The sequence below is a fragment of the Paraburkholderia sp. MM5384-R2 genome (assembly GCF_014201025.1).
GTDB lineage: Bacteria > Pseudomonadota > Gammaproteobacteria > Burkholderiales > Burkholderiaceae > Paraburkholderia > Paraburkholderia tuberum.
In genome coordinates, this window is record NZ_JACHDI010000009.1 from 248,830 (window position 1) to 264,745 (window position 15,916).

The window sequence follows — 15,916 nt, forward strand, 5'->3', positions numbered from 1 at the left end:
GTATTCATCAGTAGACGAAAATGGAGACAATTCCCTCATGGCTTCACATAAGGCAACAGTACGGTGGGAGTGCCCGCCCGATCAGGTTTTTACGGATGGGCGCTTCAGCAGGGTGCACGAATGGTCTTTTGACGGTGGCGCGGTCGTCAAGGCTTCGCCTTCTCCCGAAGTATTGCGTGAACCAATGTCGGACCCGTCCGGGGTAGACCCGGAGGAGGCGTTCATTGCGGCTCTTTCAAGCTGTCACATGTTGTTCTTCCTGATGTTTGCCGCAAAGGCGAAATGCGCGGTCGGATCTTATGCCGACGAGGCGACGGGTACGCTTTCCAAGGAGGCTGACGGGACGGTGTGGATGAGTCATGTCATGCTGGCGCCACACGTTGTGTTCAAGGGTGAAAAGCGCCCCAGCCGTGACGATGTGGAGGAGTGGCATCGCATGGCCCATCATGCGTGCTACATCGGAAATTCGGTGAAAACAAAGATCGTACTGGAACCGAGTAGCGAAGGCGTCGATGGCTGACCGTCGGACGGTGAGGCGTACCAGACGGCGGATGCATGTGTGTGTTCGCCGATACACCACGGAATCGCGCTTTCACGTCGGCCTCTCGCATCAAATGCTCGCCAACCTTGCATAGGCCGGTGTCAGGACGACACAACTGGGCCCGTTCTCGGATCGCGCGTCCATCCTGTCTGCGCCACGTCCTAGGCGCAGGCCCGAACACCTCGCGATGCCGGCCGAGGCATCGTCGCACTCTAGCTAAGCGTTCAGCCATCTTAGAACAGATCGCGTCGTCGCAGCTGCGTATGCCCGGATGTTCGGCGCCGCAAACAAAGGAGAATTAGCATGACCGCCAATTCAAGTGAGTTTTTGCAAACGCAATGTCCGCAGATCGTTGATGCGGTCGACCGCTACGCCACCGATATCCAGCGAGCAACCGCGCAAAGCCTGACGCCCCGGCTGGCCGCCCTGGTTCGGCTCGCCATTGCACTGTCGATCCCGAACCGGGACATGGCGAAGGAAGCTGTTGTTCACGCCCGGCATCTCGCGTCAGACGGAGAAATCGCGGAGGCTGTGTTCGTCGCATGCGAGCTCAAGGCCGGCGCGGCCACGGCCTATGGGCGGCTCGTGTTCAAATTCACTGATCCGAATGGGAGTGACAACCACAGCCACGATCCAAAGCAGGACCGAGCCTATATGCGGCAATTCAGAAGCGCCAGTCCCGAGGCTTTCGATAGCCTGGTCCATCGGATCGAAACCGCCCATGGTTCCGACTCGCGATTGACGACACGCGAATACGAACTGATCGCCGTTGCCTGCGCCACAGCTTCGCGGTGTGTCTACTGCATCGAAAAACATAGTCGCGACGCCATGCAGGCGGGAGCAACCAATCGCGAGCTGGCCGACGTTATCCACCTCGTGATCGCATCGCGCATCGACGCGACGCTCGCGGAGTGGAATGCGCTACAGGTTGCAAGTGCCTGAGACCTGTGTCACGCTGCGCCAGCGCAGCGAGCGTTCGTTGCACATACACAGGAATTCGCCGGCAAATACGTCGGTAACTCGCTTAACTGTGCCAGTTGCCATCTGGACGCCGGGCGTAAAGCCGACTCCGGTCCACTATGGGGCGCCTACATCTCCTATCCGGCCTACCGAAGCAAGAACGGGCACGTCAATACGTTTGCTGAACGCATGCAGGGTTGCTTCCGATACAGTATGAATGGAAAAGCGCCCCCCTTTGGCGACTCGGTGCTGGTCGCCCTCGAGACTTACGCGTATTGGCTTTCCAAAGGCGCACCTGTCGGTGAGAAGCTTCAGGGCCGCGGATATCCGAAGCTTGCAGCCGCCGCACAGCACCCAGACTACCAACGGGGCAGTCAAGTCTACGCACAGCACTGCGCGGTATGTCATGGCGCTGACGGACAAGGTCAGTCCAGCGGCGGAAAAACTGTATTCCCGCCCCTATGGGGCGCCCATTCATTCAATTGGGGAGCGGGCATGCACGAGATGCAGAACGCCGCCGGATTCATTAAGGCGAACATGCCACTTGGATTAGGCGGAACACTCACTGACCAGGAGGCATGGGACGTGGCGATGTTCATGGACAGCCATGACCGGCCGCAAGATCCCCGGTATAGCGGCTCGGTTGAAGGCACGCGCGCCAAGTATCATGACTCACCCAACTCGATGTATGGCAAGACGGTGAATGGCCATACGCTCGGGAGCCCGTAGACGAGTGACAGACGCCCCGATTAGCTCCCATTGTCCGCAGTGTCGGTAGCCGAGGCGCAATAAATGCCGAACAGCGGGCTCTTCCCGAACCACCAGGGCGAACAGCGCCAACCCTGTCTTCTCGCCGGGCCCATTGTCCAATGTATCGCCGCGCTGATGTCGATGCAATGCCGGGCCGACCCAGTACAAATGCATGTTCGCTGCGAGGCGCGCCTGGCTGCCGCACCGCGACAGTGCGGAAAATAGCTCGCCCATGCGAAGTCGAGCGCGCAGCGCATTACACGGTGGGCTGCCGATCGAAACGGTCGGAGCGATACGGGTCTAACAGCGCGACGCGCACGTTGTCGAGCAACTCGGTCGTAATAAGCTGCGAAAGACCTGCTGCGAGACTGATGCCTGCGTTTGTCGTAATCGACAGGACGCCTGGAAGCGATGTGGAGCGGCTCACGACCGGCAGGCCGTCGGCTGGGATCACGCGCTGCGTTTCGGTAACGCGTTCGACAGCCGCATCTTTCAATCCCGGTAGTACGCGTGCCGCGATGCGTACGAGCTCCTCCGCATTGGGCGTGTTCGGATCGCCCACCGGTGAGCCGGAGAAGTGCTTCGCGATGACCACGCGACCGTCTACGCGCTGAATCGCATGGACATGTGCGCCCAGAATCACCGAATCGAAAAGACGGGGCAACGGCGCGAGATGAACGATGCTGCCCTTGCTGTGCGTGAGCGGCGCCTTGAGTCCCGTGCCCTCGACGAGGTCTGGATTCGCGATGCCGCCCGCAAAGATCAGCAGATCCGCCTCACGCTTGCCGGTCGTGCTAGTGATCTCGTACCTGCCCGATATCTTGCGAAAGCCTTCATACGCATCGTGCGGCGAGTAGTGCGCGCCACGTGCGACGGCGGCATTGAGCATCTTTGATGTCAGCTGAACTGGCGACATCATCCCTTCGTCCGGCGTATAGAAGATGAACGACTCCGCTCCAGGCCTGAAGGCGGGTTCGATTTCGCGCGCTTCTTCCGCGCTCACCCGGTATGTCGGACTGCCCCAGCGCAGACGCCGGTCGAGTTCCGCGGCCAGTTCCTTCGCCTCGTTGCTGTCCCGCTCCGCGCTCTGGAAGCAACCGCTCCAGCGGATCGGCAGATCGGCGATTACGTCTTGCAGATACCGCCAGCGCAGATGCGACAGCCGATGCAGGTTGAAGTAGTGGCGCGCGCCTTCTTCGCCGAGCGAGTCCGCGTTACGGAATTTCGTCTGGTTCGTGATCCATGCGAAGGCGCCGGATGTCGCGCCTCGAGCCACTTCGTCTTTGTCGAGTACGGTCACGCGCGCGCCGCGGCTGGCGAAGTCGTGAGCGAGCGTGGTGCCGATGATGCCTGCGCCGACGATGACTACCTTGGGTGCGGATTTGATCATGTACGTGCCTCGTTTTCGTTGATGCGAGTAGTGGTGTTGGAAGCGTCCTGGACGCGATGAGACTGCGCGAGTGACAGGCCACGCGTCTCGGGCGCCATACGCACCGACACGAGCAGTCCGACGAGGCTGATCGCGCCAGCGATCAGCAAACCGTGGGCGCTGCCGAAACGGGCGAGCGTCATCGGCAGAAGGAAGGTTCCGGCGGCGGCACCGATACGGCTTACGGACATGGCGAGACCCATGCCGGTCGCGCGTAGATCGGTCGGGAACACCTCGTTCGGGTAGACAAACTGCAGTCCCGAACCCGCCGCTTCCGCAATCGTGAAGAGCACGAACAGGCTGATCGCAACCGTCGCCATGCCAGAGAGGGGGGTCGCGAGCAGGAGCAGCGCAAGCGTCGCGAGCACCGAGGAGACGATGAGTAGGGGCCGGCGTCCCATCCTGTTGATGACTAACATTCCGAGCGCTGTGCCAACGATCGCGAAGGCGATGATTACCAGCGAGCCGGCGAGCGCCTGCGTGACGCCGAGCGACTTAAGCAGCAGCGGCTGGAACGTCTTGATGGCGAACGAAGGCGCGATCTGGCACATCCAGAAGATCGAGCAGAAAACCAGCATTCGTCCATAGCCGCGCGCAATCAGTTCCCGGATGCTGGAGAGACCAAGGCCACGCCGGTCAGCGGCGATGCGCGTCTCGGCGACAAGCGCATCGAAGTCGGCGTGCGGGCCGAGATGCGCGATGACAACACGGCGCGCCTCTTCCTTGCGGCCCGCCGAGATGAGCCAGCGCGGCGACTCCGGAACGTTGATGCGCAACAGTAGAAAGATCGCCGAGGGAATCGCGGCGCTTGCGAGAACGTAACGCCACACGCCGCTCTCCATGCCGCTCACGAAGAGACCGGTCGCGAGACTGATCGTATAGCCGACCCACAGAAACAGCATCGTGAGGCGCAGCACGAAGAGCGCCACGACGTCGTGAACGAAAAGATGCGCAATCGAGCACAGCACAAACACTGCTAGATTGAGCACATACATCGACTGACGGCCAAAGCGATCCGACATAGGGCCGAACACAATGCCGCCGATGAACATGCCGACCAGACTCGCGGCGCCGATCAGCCCCATCTGCAGCGCACCGAGATGCAGATCCTTCCCGATGAGTGGCAGCGCCACGACGATGATGCCGAGCAGATACCCGTCGCAGAAGGGGCCGCCCGCGGCGACGAAAGCAATTCGCTTATGGAAGCGGCTGGTTGGAAGATCGTCGATGCTGACACGCGTGTTAGCCATGGAAACTCCGATGGACGAACCGTTGAAGGAGGGAAGCTTTTTATTCGACTTGGGTGTAGGCTAGGGACGCACAAAATATCGGTCAATGGCAATCTTTATTGACCCAATATCGAAGGATTGAATATGTTGTTCAGCGAGGAGATCAACACGTTCCTGGCAGTCGTGCGCTCGGGAAGCCTTCTGCAGGCGGCGGAGATCGTCTGTGCGACGCAGTCGACCGTGTCATACCGCATCCAGTCGCTTGAGCGGCGCATCGGGCATCCCTTCTGCTGCGCTCTCGCGGCTCGCGCGGCATCTCACTCACGACCGAAGGCGAGCGCTTTCTCGATATCGCCGAACGCTGGAAAATGCTCGAAATCGAAGCCGAGCAGCTCAAGGCGAGCCATGAGCGGCATCTGGCGATCGGCGCAGTGGACGCCGCGGCCATCCACCTGTTGCCGCCGTTCCTCTCGGCGCTGTCGGACGAGCAGCCACCCATCCGGCTGCATCTGGAAACCAGCCGCTACTTCCAGCTCTTCAGTCGCGTAGCGTCGGGCCATCTGGACGTCGCGTTTACGCTTACCTCTACTGATCATGTCGATCTGACGTCGGCGCCGATTCGCGAATATTCGATGGTTATCGCCTACGCCGGCGCGACGGAGAACCCACTCGCGGACGAAGTCGATCTGACGGACTTCGATCCGTCGCGCGAAATCTATTTGCCGTGGTCATCCACGTTCGATTTGTGGCGTGCGCGTCGCAGCTTGTCCCGGCTCACAACAACAGTCGACAAGGGGCACATGCTCGCACCGATCCTGCGCAATGGCGCATGGGCAATTGTCGCAAGCTTTCTCGCAAAGTCGCTGCGGGAGCAGACCGGCTGCACCATTCACCGCATCGCGCTCGATGCGCCCGCGCCACTGACGCTCTACAAGATCGCGCGCAAGGACGACAACGCAGCGGAAGAGCGACAACAGCGACTGATCGACGCCGCGCTGGAAACGCTGCGCCGGGACACATAGCTGTAGCCAGCGCGCGAGGCCCGTCGATCGATCAGTGCTCTTCCGGACAGACCGCCAAAAAACACGAAGGATCATTGGGATTCGCGGCTTGGAGTCGGTTCGCGCATTTGTCACCAAAATGCCTATCCCACGCGAGTGTCTTGCCGATGGTGATTCTGTGGTGACAGCCGCTTCACCGCATGTGCAGCAACGACCACTGTGCAAAAGCGTTTTAGAGTTGATCGTTCGAAATTAAAGCGAAGCCTGGTCTCTGTCGGCCCCTCCGACGCCAGCTGCGAGGTGCTAGCCCGAAAATGAATTCATTGAATTTTGGACCGTTCAGATGACGGTCGTCCATGAGGGGAACGTCACAACTCGTGGCCCGAGTGCCGCCGGATGCTCTGTCCGCAGAAGTCGACCCGCTTTCGCTCCTCAATGCAGTGCCGACCAACTGCGGATTCTGAGGGCGGATGGAACGTGCCTGCGTGAGGGCAGATGACCGCCCGTGAATTGCTGCCCCGAGCTTCGCGAACTCGGTCCGTTTGTGAGCGCTGGTGCCCACTATGCAGACCACCAACGTCGCGCTCCAAGGCCGTCCGAACCGCCTCCGGGCCATGCTCGACAACGAGGCGCGACACGCGGGCACTATATTGCGTACGATTATCGAGGCGGATTCGCTGACAGTGCAGCGTGAACTGGCGGCGAGCGGACGCGCATATGCGTTGCTGGGTCCGGGACGATCGCGCCAGACGTCCGTGCGGGGCGCCTGGGCGCTGCCCGGATAATACGACCGAATATCACTCGTGTCGTGACGCTGGCAAGTTCGCGTGAAGGGGCGGTGATGCCCGCGCTGCGCATCGTTATCACGTTGCTCCAGGAGACCGGGTCGGAGTTGGCCAGGCGTATACGATGGACTTGCCGCCGAGCGCTGTGCGTCTGCAGCATCGACGCCCAGAAAATGCGTTTCCGCGTCCGAGAAAACCCATCTGCACAGAGCGGGGAAAATCGGGGCGCAACAGGAAAACGCCCGGATAAGAGTCCGGGAACGCGCGGTCCGCACAATAACAGGTCAGATCGTTAAAAAATGCCCTGGCTGAGACGATCAGTGGTTGTTACGGGGCGAAGCTGTCGGCGGTGCGCCGCGCGATAGCATATGAAGCGGCCTGACTGACTGGCGACGCCTAAATGGGGCGCGCCTGGTGAGATCACCATCGGCTGATGGAGTCGCTCGACTATCTTCCCTCTCGTACAATCTGAGTCAACCTGATGGTGGCAACTCAGCGATATCGCTGCTTCGCCAGTATCAATTCAAACCGACCAATCTTCGCGATCCCCATGGACTGTCCATGTCGCCTGACTTTACACAGTGATAGTCCAGAAATAACACCCGTCTGCGCTTCTCCCGAACCCGATCCTGTCACATGGGAGTATATCCCTCTTCATTAAATGATGAATTGGTAGCTATGCGGCGCGCCTTGATAACTCATTATTTCATGACATAACGCCTCTAGCGTTGCCAGTGAAATCAATAAAGTCCCCCTGAATAGATCTGGCTCCAACGTCCACCGACAACGACGCGACGGATTCTCGCTCAACGGAATTACCCAGCTGGCATGCGACTTGCCTTAATGGTAAAAAAATATACCGAGTAGTAAGTGCCGCTGTGTTCACACGAGCCATCGGCGAATAGATCGCAAAGCTATCTGAGAGCGACGAAGCAACTATTAAATCTGGAGACAAAAATTGAACTGGAAAAAGCAGATTGTGCTTGCAGGACTTGGCATGCATGCGGCTTCGGCGTACTGCATCAATGGGGCCGACATGACTGGGTATGGCACAGCCTCGCTAGCGATGGGCGGAACATCCATTGCCAACCCGCAAGATACGCTTGTTGGTTCTAGCAATCCTGCAGGCATGGCATTTCTAGGGAATCTAATCGACATCGACGCGGCGTTATTTGCCGGCAACTCCTCGGCAACCTATCTGCTGCCCAGCAACGCGATACGCCAAAGCATTATGACGGTCGTGCCGAACTTCGGCGTGCACTACCGCTTTTCGCCCCAGTGGACATTCGGTATTTCGGCGAGCGCGGGCGGCGCTGGCGTTAATTACGACACAGCGGCGTTTCCGATTGAAGACGCTCCGCATGCCGAAAGTTCCCTGGGTTGGGCACGACTTGTCCACTCCCTCACCTACCAACCGGTTGACAACTTCGCACTTGGCGTTGGGCTGGTCCTTGGCTATCAGCGTTTCGAGAGCAACGGTAGCATCCTTCCTGGACCAACTGGCTCACCCGTTTTGCTGCCGTCTCACGGGCTTTCCCAGGCGTTGGGGCTCGGTGCGTCTGTGGGGGTCATGTGGAAAGTTTCCGAGCTTCTATCGCTGGGAGCACAATATCAGTCTAAAACACATATGGGGCGACTGCAGGGATACAAGGATGATCTCCTTTCCAGCATCGACGGCCACATTGATCTCCCAGAGAGTTTCGGGATTGGTGTGGCACTTCATCCATTGCCAAAACTGACCTTGGCCGCTGATTGGGAGCAGATTCGATGGGGTCGATCAGGTGGTTTTGCCACGCTCTTTGGCTGGAAGAACCAGAACGTGTTCCGCGCAGGCGCCTCGTATGACATGACCCCCTCGCTGACGATGCGGGCTGGGATTAGCCACGCTTCGGAGGTGGTGCCGAGCGACGCAGTTGCGCGAAACGTCTATACGCCTGGGATCAACACGCTTGCTTTGACGGTCGGCGCCGCGTACAACTGGAGGGGCATTGGCAAACTCAGTTTCGCATATGAGTACGATCCCCGAAAGACCTTGATTGGCACCGGCGTGAGTACGGGTTCTTCGATATCCGGTCACGTGCAGGCGTTTGTGGTCGGATACCAACGGAAGTTCTGACTCCCGACTGTGCTGCGCTGCTGGCAGCATAGCTGAACCGGCTGGCAGGTCATGCGTCCTTCGCCCGTCGAGGCTGCGGCAGTATTCCCCATTTCCGCAGCCTGTACTCAAGAGTTGGCCGAGTTAGCCCCAACTTTCTCGCGGCCGCAGCGACGTTCTGATTGGCCAGATCGAGTGCTTCCACACATAGTCGACGTTCCATTTCGACAAGCGACTGGACGCCTTCGACATGATCTTTCGTTGCCGACTTCATCTGCCGTAATTCTCGGCCGCCCGTATCCAACTTTGTCGGGGCTGCCGAACGAAGCCGCCCCTGAGTGCCAAGGATGAAGCTGCCGCCTGGCGACGCCTCTCCATGGCGGAATATCTGGGCTGAATCGATCAGACCACCGTCGCGCGCGCAGATGACGCCGCGCTCAATGAGATTTTGCAGTTCTCGCACGTTGCCGGGGTAGTTGTAGGCGAGCAGAGTCTGCATGGCGCGTCCAGTCAGACCGCGAATCTGCTTCTTATGTAACTGGCTGTATCCGCGGAGAAAATGTTCCACCAGAAAGGGGATATCGTCGCGGCGCTCGCACAGTGATGGGATATCTATCGGAAACACGTTAAGCCGGAAGAAGAGGTCGCGCCGGAAGCGTTGGGCTTCGACCTCCTGCCAGAGGTCCAGATTCGTCGCAGCCACCACCCGCACATCGGTATGAATACTCTTTGTGCCGCCTACCCGCTCAATTTCCCGCTCCTGAAGTGCTCGCAACAGTTTCCCTTGCGCTGAAGCGGTCATCGATGCGATCTCGTCGAGGAATATGGTGCCGCCCTGGGCGCGCTCAAAGCGACCAGGCCTCGAATTCGTCGCGCCCGTATAAGCGCCGCGTTCCACGCCGAACAGTTCCGCTTCCACGAGGTTGTCAGGGATCGCCGCACAATTGACGGCGATAAACGGGCCATCACAACGGGCGCTCAGTTCATGCAACGTCTTTGCGAACAACTCCTTACCCACTCCGCTCTCACCACGTAACAAAACTGTGGCTTGCGTCGGGGCAACCAGTTCCAGTTGCTGACGGGCGGCAATGAATGGCGCAGACAGGTCAATGACTGGGTCACGCTGTTCGCTTCTGGAAACTGGGGCATTGCATACCGATGGGGCTCGACCGTTCGAGCTGGTCTGTTCCGGGAAGACGAATGCTGCGAAGCCGGGCGCCTCAGATTCCCATTCGTGGGCGGGCTTTGCAACGAGTTCGCAACTGGCATGGCCTGTTCCGCGACACTCGCGTTCGCGACAGACAATCGGGAAGCCGAGCATCGTGCTCGCGTACCCGCTTACATACGCGGTCAACATCCAGCACACGGGCCCGTCGGAGAGTCCATATTTCGCAATGTGCTCTTCCGCCTCAACGCTGTCGTGCCATTGGTATTCGCCACGAAAGACACCTTCATCGACGTCAAACTCGTAGTTCAACGTGCGTACACGCGCAAATCCTTGCAGCGTGTGCATGGAGGGGCCCGCCTGCCATTGCGAAAGCGAGTCTTCGTCTGCCCAACGCTCCATGACAAGCTCGGCGTCGCGCTTGCCTTGGGCGTATCCGACACGTTCGAGCGCCTGACGGCCTTGCTCTTTTCCGAGCGCATGAAGGAGTTCCGCACGAATCGCGCCGAACGTGCTGGAGTGAAGAAGCACCATGCGCTGCTTGTCGAGCCAGATGCGGCCATCACCTGGCGAAAAAAGCAAAGACTCGGTGAGATCTTTCAGGGATGGGCGACCTTCTTCCTGAGGAGAAGTTGACGCCCCGCGTCTGAGCATACGGCCCGTGAGCCGGGATGCCTCAGCTAACGACACCGTTTCCACATCGGCGGGTGGCCCGTCGCGGCGCGCCACCGGGGGGCGTTTTCGTGTGCTCATTTGTGCTTCCTGTCGCCGGGTGATGTTCATCTGTCAAGTGGCAAAGGATACTGCAAATGATGAATCTGAATCCACCAAATGCTGAATTTTCAGTATCCGACTTCGACTTCTGTGCCGGGTAGGTCATTCGTAGAGCCTCGCTGCGCGGCGACAGATGGGATTCAGCCGAACGGCAGCGACCTGAATGAAGGATTGGCACGTGACTTGCAATATAGGTTTTGAGCGGCGCGGCGCGAGCCACCACCGACAGCAGGGCGCCGCCCTGTCGCTTTCAATTCCGAAGGAGATGTTCTGGATGGAGCAAGTTAGTTTGTTAATCAATGGAGAGGATGTCTTTACGCTCTCCGTGTTTGAACGTTGTCAGCCTCTAAGCGGCGAGGTTGTATCGGTTAGCGCCGCCGCCGATGCACAGCATGCCCGGGACGCGGCTGATGCAGCCGCGCATGCTTTTCCGCTATGGGCAGCAACGTTGCCCGGGGAGCGCCGGGCCAAATTGCTTGCGGCTGCCGATTGCCTGATATGCCATATGCCGGACTTCGTCACGACCATGATGGCGGAGACCGGAGCGACCGCACAATGGGCGGAATTCAATGTCAGAGTCGCCGCAGACAACCTGCGCGAGGCTGCCTCTATGACCACCCAGATTGGAGGTGATCACATCCCGTCGAACGTCCCGGGGAACTTCGCCGTAGCGGTGCGAAAGCCCGCCGGTGTTGTACTTGGAATCGCGCCGTGGAACGCGCCAGTGATCCTCGGCGTACGGGCAATCGCGATGCCACTGGCCTGCGGCAACACCATTATTCTGAAAGCGTCCGAGCTCTGTCCGGCTACGCATCGGCTGATTGGGAGGGTGATGCAGGAGGCTGGCTTCGCGCCCGGTGTCGTCAACGTGATTTCCCACGATCGCGCTGATGCTGCGGCGATCGTCCAAACGTTGATCGAGCATCCCGCGGTACGCCGTGTCAACTTCACGGGCTCGACAAGGGTGGGGCGGATCGTCGCAGAGACTGCAGCTCGCCAGTTGAAGCCGGCGTTGCTTGAACTCGGCGGAAACAATCCTCTCGTCGTCCTCGAGGATGCAGACCTCGACGCCGCCGTGGACGCAGCGGCGTTTGGTGCATTCATGAATCAAGGGCAGATCTGCATGTCGACGGGGCGTGTTGTCGTGGCTGAGGCAATCGCCGATGAATTTGTCGAAAAATTTGCCGCACGTGCGCGTTCTGTTAAGTGCGGCGATCCGAGAAAAACGGATGCGCTGATGGGGCCGCTGGTCAGCCGTGATGCGGCAGCGCGCATTGACGGGCTGATTCGTGATGCGACGAATAGAGGCGCGCGGGTTGCGGCAGGTGGCGAACACGACGGGGCGCTCATGCAGGCGACGGTGATCGATCGCGTTACGCCTGATATGCCGATTTATTCGGAGGAGCTATTCGGACCAGTGGCGACTGTAGTGCGGGTCAGTAACGACGACGACGCCGTCCGTGTTGCCAACGATACCGAATATGGCCTGTCGGCTGCTGTTTTCAGTCGGGACATCTGTCGGGCACTGGCTGTCGCCGATCGCATCGATACGGGAATCTGCCATATCAACTCTTCTACGGTTCACGACGAAGCACAGATGCCGTTCGGCGGCGTCAAGGCGTCCGGCTATGGGCGCTTCGGCGGAAAGGAGGCGATAGCAGAGTTCACCGATGTGCGATGGCTTACCGTTCAAACGAGCCCGCGGCGCTATCCGATATAGCCGCATTCGACAGATGCTCACGCGGCTGACGAGGGACGTCTTCATAAAGTCGCGCCAGCAGTCGATCCACGGATGAGGCGCGGTCGAGTTCATCGACGAGCATAAGCGACCGTATTCCGCGCGTTTCACGGGACGTGTGGAACGATCAATCGGTTCAACTTCAAGAGAATCTTTTTGTATTTTGACTCACTCGGCCCGAGATGAAACGAACGAGAATACTTTTTTCATGAAAGGAGACACATGTGTCGAAAAGCTTTCCCAATAGCCCAACATTTCAGGGGCTCAGTCGCTCCGTGCGCATCGAAGCCAACATCGACTTTCTCGAGATCAAGGGCGAACTTCCGAAGGATCTGAACGGCAGCTTTGTACGCTGCCATCCGGATCCGCGTTTCCCCCCGATGTTGGGCGACGATATCTATGTTCACGGGGACGGCATGCTAAGCGCGCTACGGCTGGAGAATGGCGGCGCGTCTTATCGCAGTCGCTATGTGCAGACAGACCGCTTCAAGGCGGAGACTCGCGCAGGCCGTTCGCTGTTCGGCCAGTACCGTAATCCGTGGACAGACGACCCCAGCGTGACCGGGATGGATCGTGGCACCGCGAATACTACGCCTCTGTTTCACGCGGGGCGGCTACTGGCGCTCAAAGAGGATTCACGACCCTACGAGTGCGATCCAGACACGCTTGAGACTCGGGGGCGCTGGACTGCGGACGGTGCGATTAAAAGTCCGCACATCACCGCGCATCCCAAGGTTGATCCGCTAACGGGTGAAGCGATCTTCTTCGGATTTCAGGCCAAGGGACCGGGTACGCGCGATATCGCGTATTACTCGATTGATCGCGACGGCAATGTAAATCACGAGGTCTGGTTTGAAGCACCTTTTGCGAGCTTCATGCATGATTTCTTCATCACCGAAAATTACGCGATTTTCCCTGTCTTCCCGGCCGTGACGCTGACGGAGAAAGTCAAGGCAGGCGAGCCTTACTACTGGTGGGATCCGGAATTACCGACGTGGATCGGGGTCCTTCCGCGTAAAGGCAGTGCAAGCGACATCCAATGGTTCAGCGGGCCGGGGCGCTTCGGCTACCATTTCTATACTGCCTGGGAAGAGGGCCGACGTTTGCACATGAAAGCTTTCGTAATGGAGCCGGAATTCCCAATGCCATTTCCCGTATTGGCTGACATGTCCGTCCAGACGACGAAAGCAGTGGCGGGGGGCATCTACGCTGATGGCGACATTTCCCCGACCCCAGGCGCCGCTGCCGCGATGCCCGCGCCGACCACGCGACTCGTCGAATGGATCGTTAATCTCGACGGTCCGGAAACCGCATTCGAGGAAATCACTCACCAGAAGGGTAAGTTCGCCGAAGCGCCACGCTACGATCCACGCTACGAGACGAAAAAGCTTCGCCACGGGTGGGCCAATGTGCGTGATCTCTCGCGCTCCACGTACGGAGATCCGTATGTGATCATGGACTGCAACGTGCTGGAACACTATGACTTCAGCAGCGGAGAAGTACAGCAGTATTGGTACGGCGAGGGTCGAGCGGGATCCGAGCCGTTGTTTGTACCTCGCCATCCTGCTGCGCCCGAGGGCGATGGCTATATCGTGATGTGTCTCAATGTACAAGACGGCCAGGGCTCCGAATTCATCGTGCTGGATGCTTTAGACATTGGCAAGGGACCGCTCGCAACGATGAGCCTCCCCTATCATCCGCGCTTCGCTTTTCACGGAACGTGGATACCGCTGGGCCTGCAGACTGCACAGCAAGCAGGGCCAGTGCGTCCCGCGAAGTGATACGGGCTGGGCGCTTCCGTCCTCATGCGGCGGGGACGGAAACCATAACGCACGATGAAGGAGTAATTAGATGGCAGTAATGGTAGTTGGAACCGTCGAAATCCATGACTCGGCCTGGGAACGCGAATACGGCCCAAAAACCTCCGCGCTGATTGCGAAGCACGGCGGCAAATACCTTGCGCTTGAGAAGCAAATCCAGTTGCTTGAGGGCAGGGATCGCCCGGACGCGATTGTCGTATTGGAATTTCCGACTGAAGCGCAGGCGCACGCCTGGTATAACGATCCGGAATATGCACCGATGATCAAGCTGCGACAATCCGGTGCCGCCTTGAATCTGCTTCTATTTGCAAAGACCGTCTAGACCTCTGGTTCATCATCGCTTGCCGGCACGCCTGTGGTTCTCACCCAGGACGAACCATTGCGGCTTCGTGTACTGACCACATCTCAGTCATCTACCGGACCGGCCATTTCGAAATTACAGGAGACAGCAACACCATGAACTACCCCGCACCGACGCCACTGCAACTGGCCCACGCCTTGTTCGTTCACGTGGATCTCGAACCGCCAAAGATCATTGGTCCCACAAAATACGGTTTCCGCCAGGTGGTACCCATCGCAGGCGGTCACTTTGAGGGAGAGCGTCTACGCGGCCGGGTCCTGCCAGGTGGCGCTGACTGGAACGTCGCACGCGTCGACGGCGTCACCGAAATCCAAGCGAGGTATACGCTCGAGACCGACGACGGGGCGTTGATCTACATTGTCAACGAGGGGCTGACCACTGCGAGCCCGGAAGTGATAATGAAACTTGTGACCGGCCAGGCAACCAGGCTGGATGCCTGGTATTTCCGCTCCGCCCCTCGCTTCGAAACCGCCGAGCCGAAATACCAGTGGTTACAACGCAGCCTGTTTGTTGGCGATCTGCTGCCGCCGGATGGACTGGTTGCGCGGTTCCACGTCTACGAAGTACGCTAAGGCAATGCTGATCAAGTCCACCATTCATGACTGTCATGCGTTATAGCGTGGACATGCAACGGTAAAAGCAAAAACAATGAAGCAACTGACACTGGCGATGGCCGTCGATCAATGCTCGGGATTCGGAGCACAGCGCAAACCTACGCGACGCGAGGTGTTTCTCGATGAAATGAACCGGCTCGTGCCGTGGGCGGAACTGTGCGGGGTCGTCGAGCCGTATTACCCGAAACGCGGCAACGGTCGCCCGCCTATCGCACTGGAGCGCATGTTGCGGATTCATTTTGTGCAGCACTGGTTCAATCTCGCCGACCTTGCGTGCGAAGAGGCGCTGTACGACAGCCTCAGTCTGCGCAGTTTTGTGGGCATTGACCTGGGCAGTGAGACGGTTCCGGACGCGACGACGCTGCTCAAGTTCCGGCGCCTGCTGGAAGAGCACGGGCTGGGCGAGCGAGTCTTCGCCGAGGTGGGCCGGGTGTTGCAGGCACGCGGAGCGAAGCTCAGGAGCGGCACGATTGTGGATGCCACGCTGATCGGCGCGCCTTCTTCGACGAAGAACAGGGAGAAGGCACGGGACCCTGAAATGCATCAGACGCGTAAAGGGCAGCAGTGGTGTGTGTCACGAACCTGAGCGCAAGCTTGGGATGCTGTACTGAAGATGGAAGAAGGCCTTCCGGAGTTGGCTTGCAGGAGCAGACT

Annotated in this window: 12 protein-coding genes and 3 pseudogenes; 12 read left to right on the forward strand and 3 right to left on the reverse strand. The window is 59.1% G+C overall.

Annotated features, from left to right (window positions below):
- Positions 1 to 37: 37 nt before the first annotated feature.
- From HDG37_RS17460 to HDG37_RS17470, 3 genes and pseudogenes are all read left to right on the forward strand, one after another.
- Entirely contained in the window at positions 38 to 520 is a 483-nt protein-coding gene (locus HDG37_RS17460) for an OsmC family protein (protein WP_184049737.1), read from the forward strand.
- Positions 521 to 844: 324 nt separating this feature from the next.
- Positions 845 to 1,483, forward strand: coding sequence for a carboxymuconolactone decarboxylase family protein (locus tag HDG37_RS17465; protein ID WP_184049739.1), 639 nt, complete (start codon positions 845 to 847; stop codon positions 1,481 to 1,483).
- A 42-nt stretch (positions 1,484 to 1,525) separates the two neighbouring features.
- Positions 1,526 to 2,230 (forward strand): annotated as a pseudogene (locus tag HDG37_RS17470) (c-type cytochrome); the annotation flags it as partial.
- A gap of 277 nt (positions 2,231 to 2,507) precedes the next feature.
- Here HDG37_RS17470 and HDG37_RS17475 read toward each other — a convergent pair.
- Both HDG37_RS17475 and HDG37_RS17480 read right to left on the reverse strand, forming a co-directional pair.
- A complete protein-coding gene (locus HDG37_RS17475) occupies positions 2,508 to 3,638 on the reverse strand; it encodes an FAD-binding oxidoreductase (protein ID WP_184049791.1) in 1,131 nt (376 codons plus the stop codon).
- Entirely contained in the window at positions 3,638 to 4,930 is a 1,293-nt protein-coding gene (locus tag HDG37_RS17480) for an MFS transporter (RefSeq protein WP_184049741.1), read from the reverse strand. The genes HDG37_RS17475 and HDG37_RS17480 overlap by 1 nt, the downstream gene beginning before the upstream one ends.
- Positions 4,931 to 5,053: 123 nt before the next feature.
- Between HDG37_RS17480 and HDG37_RS39345 the strand changes: the two are divergent.
- The 4 genes and pseudogenes from HDG37_RS39345 to HDG37_RS17495 all read left to right on the forward strand — a co-directional run.
- A pseudogene (locus tag HDG37_RS39345) lies at positions 5,054 to 5,134 on the forward strand (hypothetical protein); the annotation flags it as partial.
- 143 nt (positions 5,135 to 5,277) lie between these two features.
- Positions 5,278 to 5,931, forward strand: coding sequence for a substrate-binding domain-containing protein (locus HDG37_RS17485; RefSeq protein WP_260334902.1), 654 nt, complete (start codon positions 5,278 to 5,280; stop codon positions 5,929 to 5,931).
- A gap of 542 nt (positions 5,932 to 6,473) precedes the next feature.
- Positions 6,474 to 6,695 carry a hypothetical protein gene (locus HDG37_RS17490; protein ID WP_184049743.1) on the forward strand — a complete coding sequence of 74 codons (222 nt, stop codon included), beginning with the start codon at positions 6,474 to 6,476 and terminating at the stop codon, positions 6,693 to 6,695.
- Positions 6,696 to 7,653: 958 nt separating this feature from the next.
- On the forward strand, positions 7,654 to 8,811 hold the full coding sequence (locus HDG37_RS17495) for an OmpP1/FadL family transporter (protein WP_184049745.1): 1,158 nt from the start codon (positions 7,654 to 7,656) through the stop codon (positions 8,809 to 8,811).
- Between the two features lie 49 nt (positions 8,812 to 8,860).
- On the opposite strand, the gene HDG37_RS17500 is transcribed toward HDG37_RS17495, so the two are convergent.
- Positions 8,861 to 10,708: a sigma-54-dependent Fis family transcriptional regulator gene (locus tag HDG37_RS17500; protein WP_184049747.1), complete on the reverse strand. Its 1,848-nt coding sequence runs from the start codon at positions 10,706 to 10,708 to the stop codon at positions 8,861 to 8,863.
- A 295-nt stretch (positions 10,709 to 11,003) separates the two neighbouring features.
- Here HDG37_RS17500 and HDG37_RS17505 point away from each other — a divergent pair, with 295 nt between their 5' ends.
- The 5 genes and pseudogenes from HDG37_RS17505 to HDG37_RS17525 all read left to right on the forward strand — a co-directional run.
- Positions 11,004 to 12,449 (forward strand): aldehyde dehydrogenase, encoded by a 1,446-nt coding sequence (locus HDG37_RS17505; RefSeq protein ID WP_184049793.1) that lies wholly within the window; start codon positions 11,004 to 11,006, stop codon positions 12,447 to 12,449.
- A 242-nt stretch (positions 12,450 to 12,691) separates the two neighbouring features.
- The gene (locus HDG37_RS17510; RefSeq protein ID WP_184049749.1) at positions 12,692 to 14,248 is read left to right on the forward strand and encodes a carotenoid oxygenase family protein; all 1,557 of its coding nucleotides are present in this window, start codon (positions 12,692 to 12,694) and stop codon (positions 14,246 to 14,248) included.
- Between the two features lie 70 nt (positions 14,249 to 14,318).
- Positions 14,319 to 14,609, forward strand: a complete 291-nt coding sequence (locus HDG37_RS17515; RefSeq protein WP_184049752.1) for a DUF1330 domain-containing protein — start codon at positions 14,319 to 14,321, stop codon at positions 14,607 to 14,609.
- A 134-nt stretch (positions 14,610 to 14,743) separates the two neighbouring features.
- Positions 14,744 to 15,220, forward strand: a complete 477-nt coding sequence (locus tag HDG37_RS17520) for a DUF3237 domain-containing protein (protein WP_184049754.1) — start codon at positions 14,744 to 14,746, stop codon at positions 15,218 to 15,220.
- A gap of 76 nt (positions 15,221 to 15,296) precedes the next feature.
- A pseudogene (locus HDG37_RS17525) lies at positions 15,297 to 15,830 on the forward strand (IS5 family transposase); the annotation flags it as partial.
- Positions 15,831 to 15,916 lie beyond the last annotated feature (86 nt).

Bases quoted from the DNA above. Each gene is read 5' to 3' on its own strand.
- HDG37_RS17480 (WP_184049741.1), bottom strand. From the start codon at position 4,930: ATGGCTAACACGCGTGTCAGCATCGACGATCTTCCAACCAGCCGCTTC.
- HDG37_RS17515 (WP_184049752.1), top strand. From the start codon at position 14,319: ATGGCAGTAATGGTAGTTGGAACCGTCGAAATCCATGACTCGGCCTGG.
- HDG37_RS17460 (WP_184049737.1), top strand. From the start codon at position 38: ATGGCTTCACATAAGGCAACAGTACGGTGGGAGTGCCCGCCCGATCAG.
- HDG37_RS17500 (WP_184049747.1), bottom strand. From the start codon at position 10,708: ATGAGCACACGAAAACGCCCCCCGGTGGCGCGCCGCGACGGGCCACCC.
- HDG37_RS17465 (WP_184049739.1), top strand. From the start codon at position 845: ATGACCGCCAATTCAAGTGAGTTTTTGCAAACGCAATGTCCGCAGATC.
- HDG37_RS17505 (WP_184049793.1), top strand. From the start codon at position 11,004: ATGGAGCAAGTTAGTTTGTTAATCAATGGAGAGGATGTCTTTACGCTC.
- HDG37_RS17490 (WP_184049743.1), top strand. From the start codon at position 6,474: ATGCAGACCACCAACGTCGCGCTCCAAGGCCGTCCGAACCGCCTCCGG.
- HDG37_RS17485 (WP_260334902.1), top strand. From the start codon at position 5,278: ATGCTCGAAATCGAAGCCGAGCAGCTCAAGGCGAGCCATGAGCGGCAT.
- HDG37_RS17520 (WP_184049754.1), top strand. From the start codon at position 14,744: ATGAACTACCCCGCACCGACGCCACTGCAACTGGCCCACGCCTTGTTC.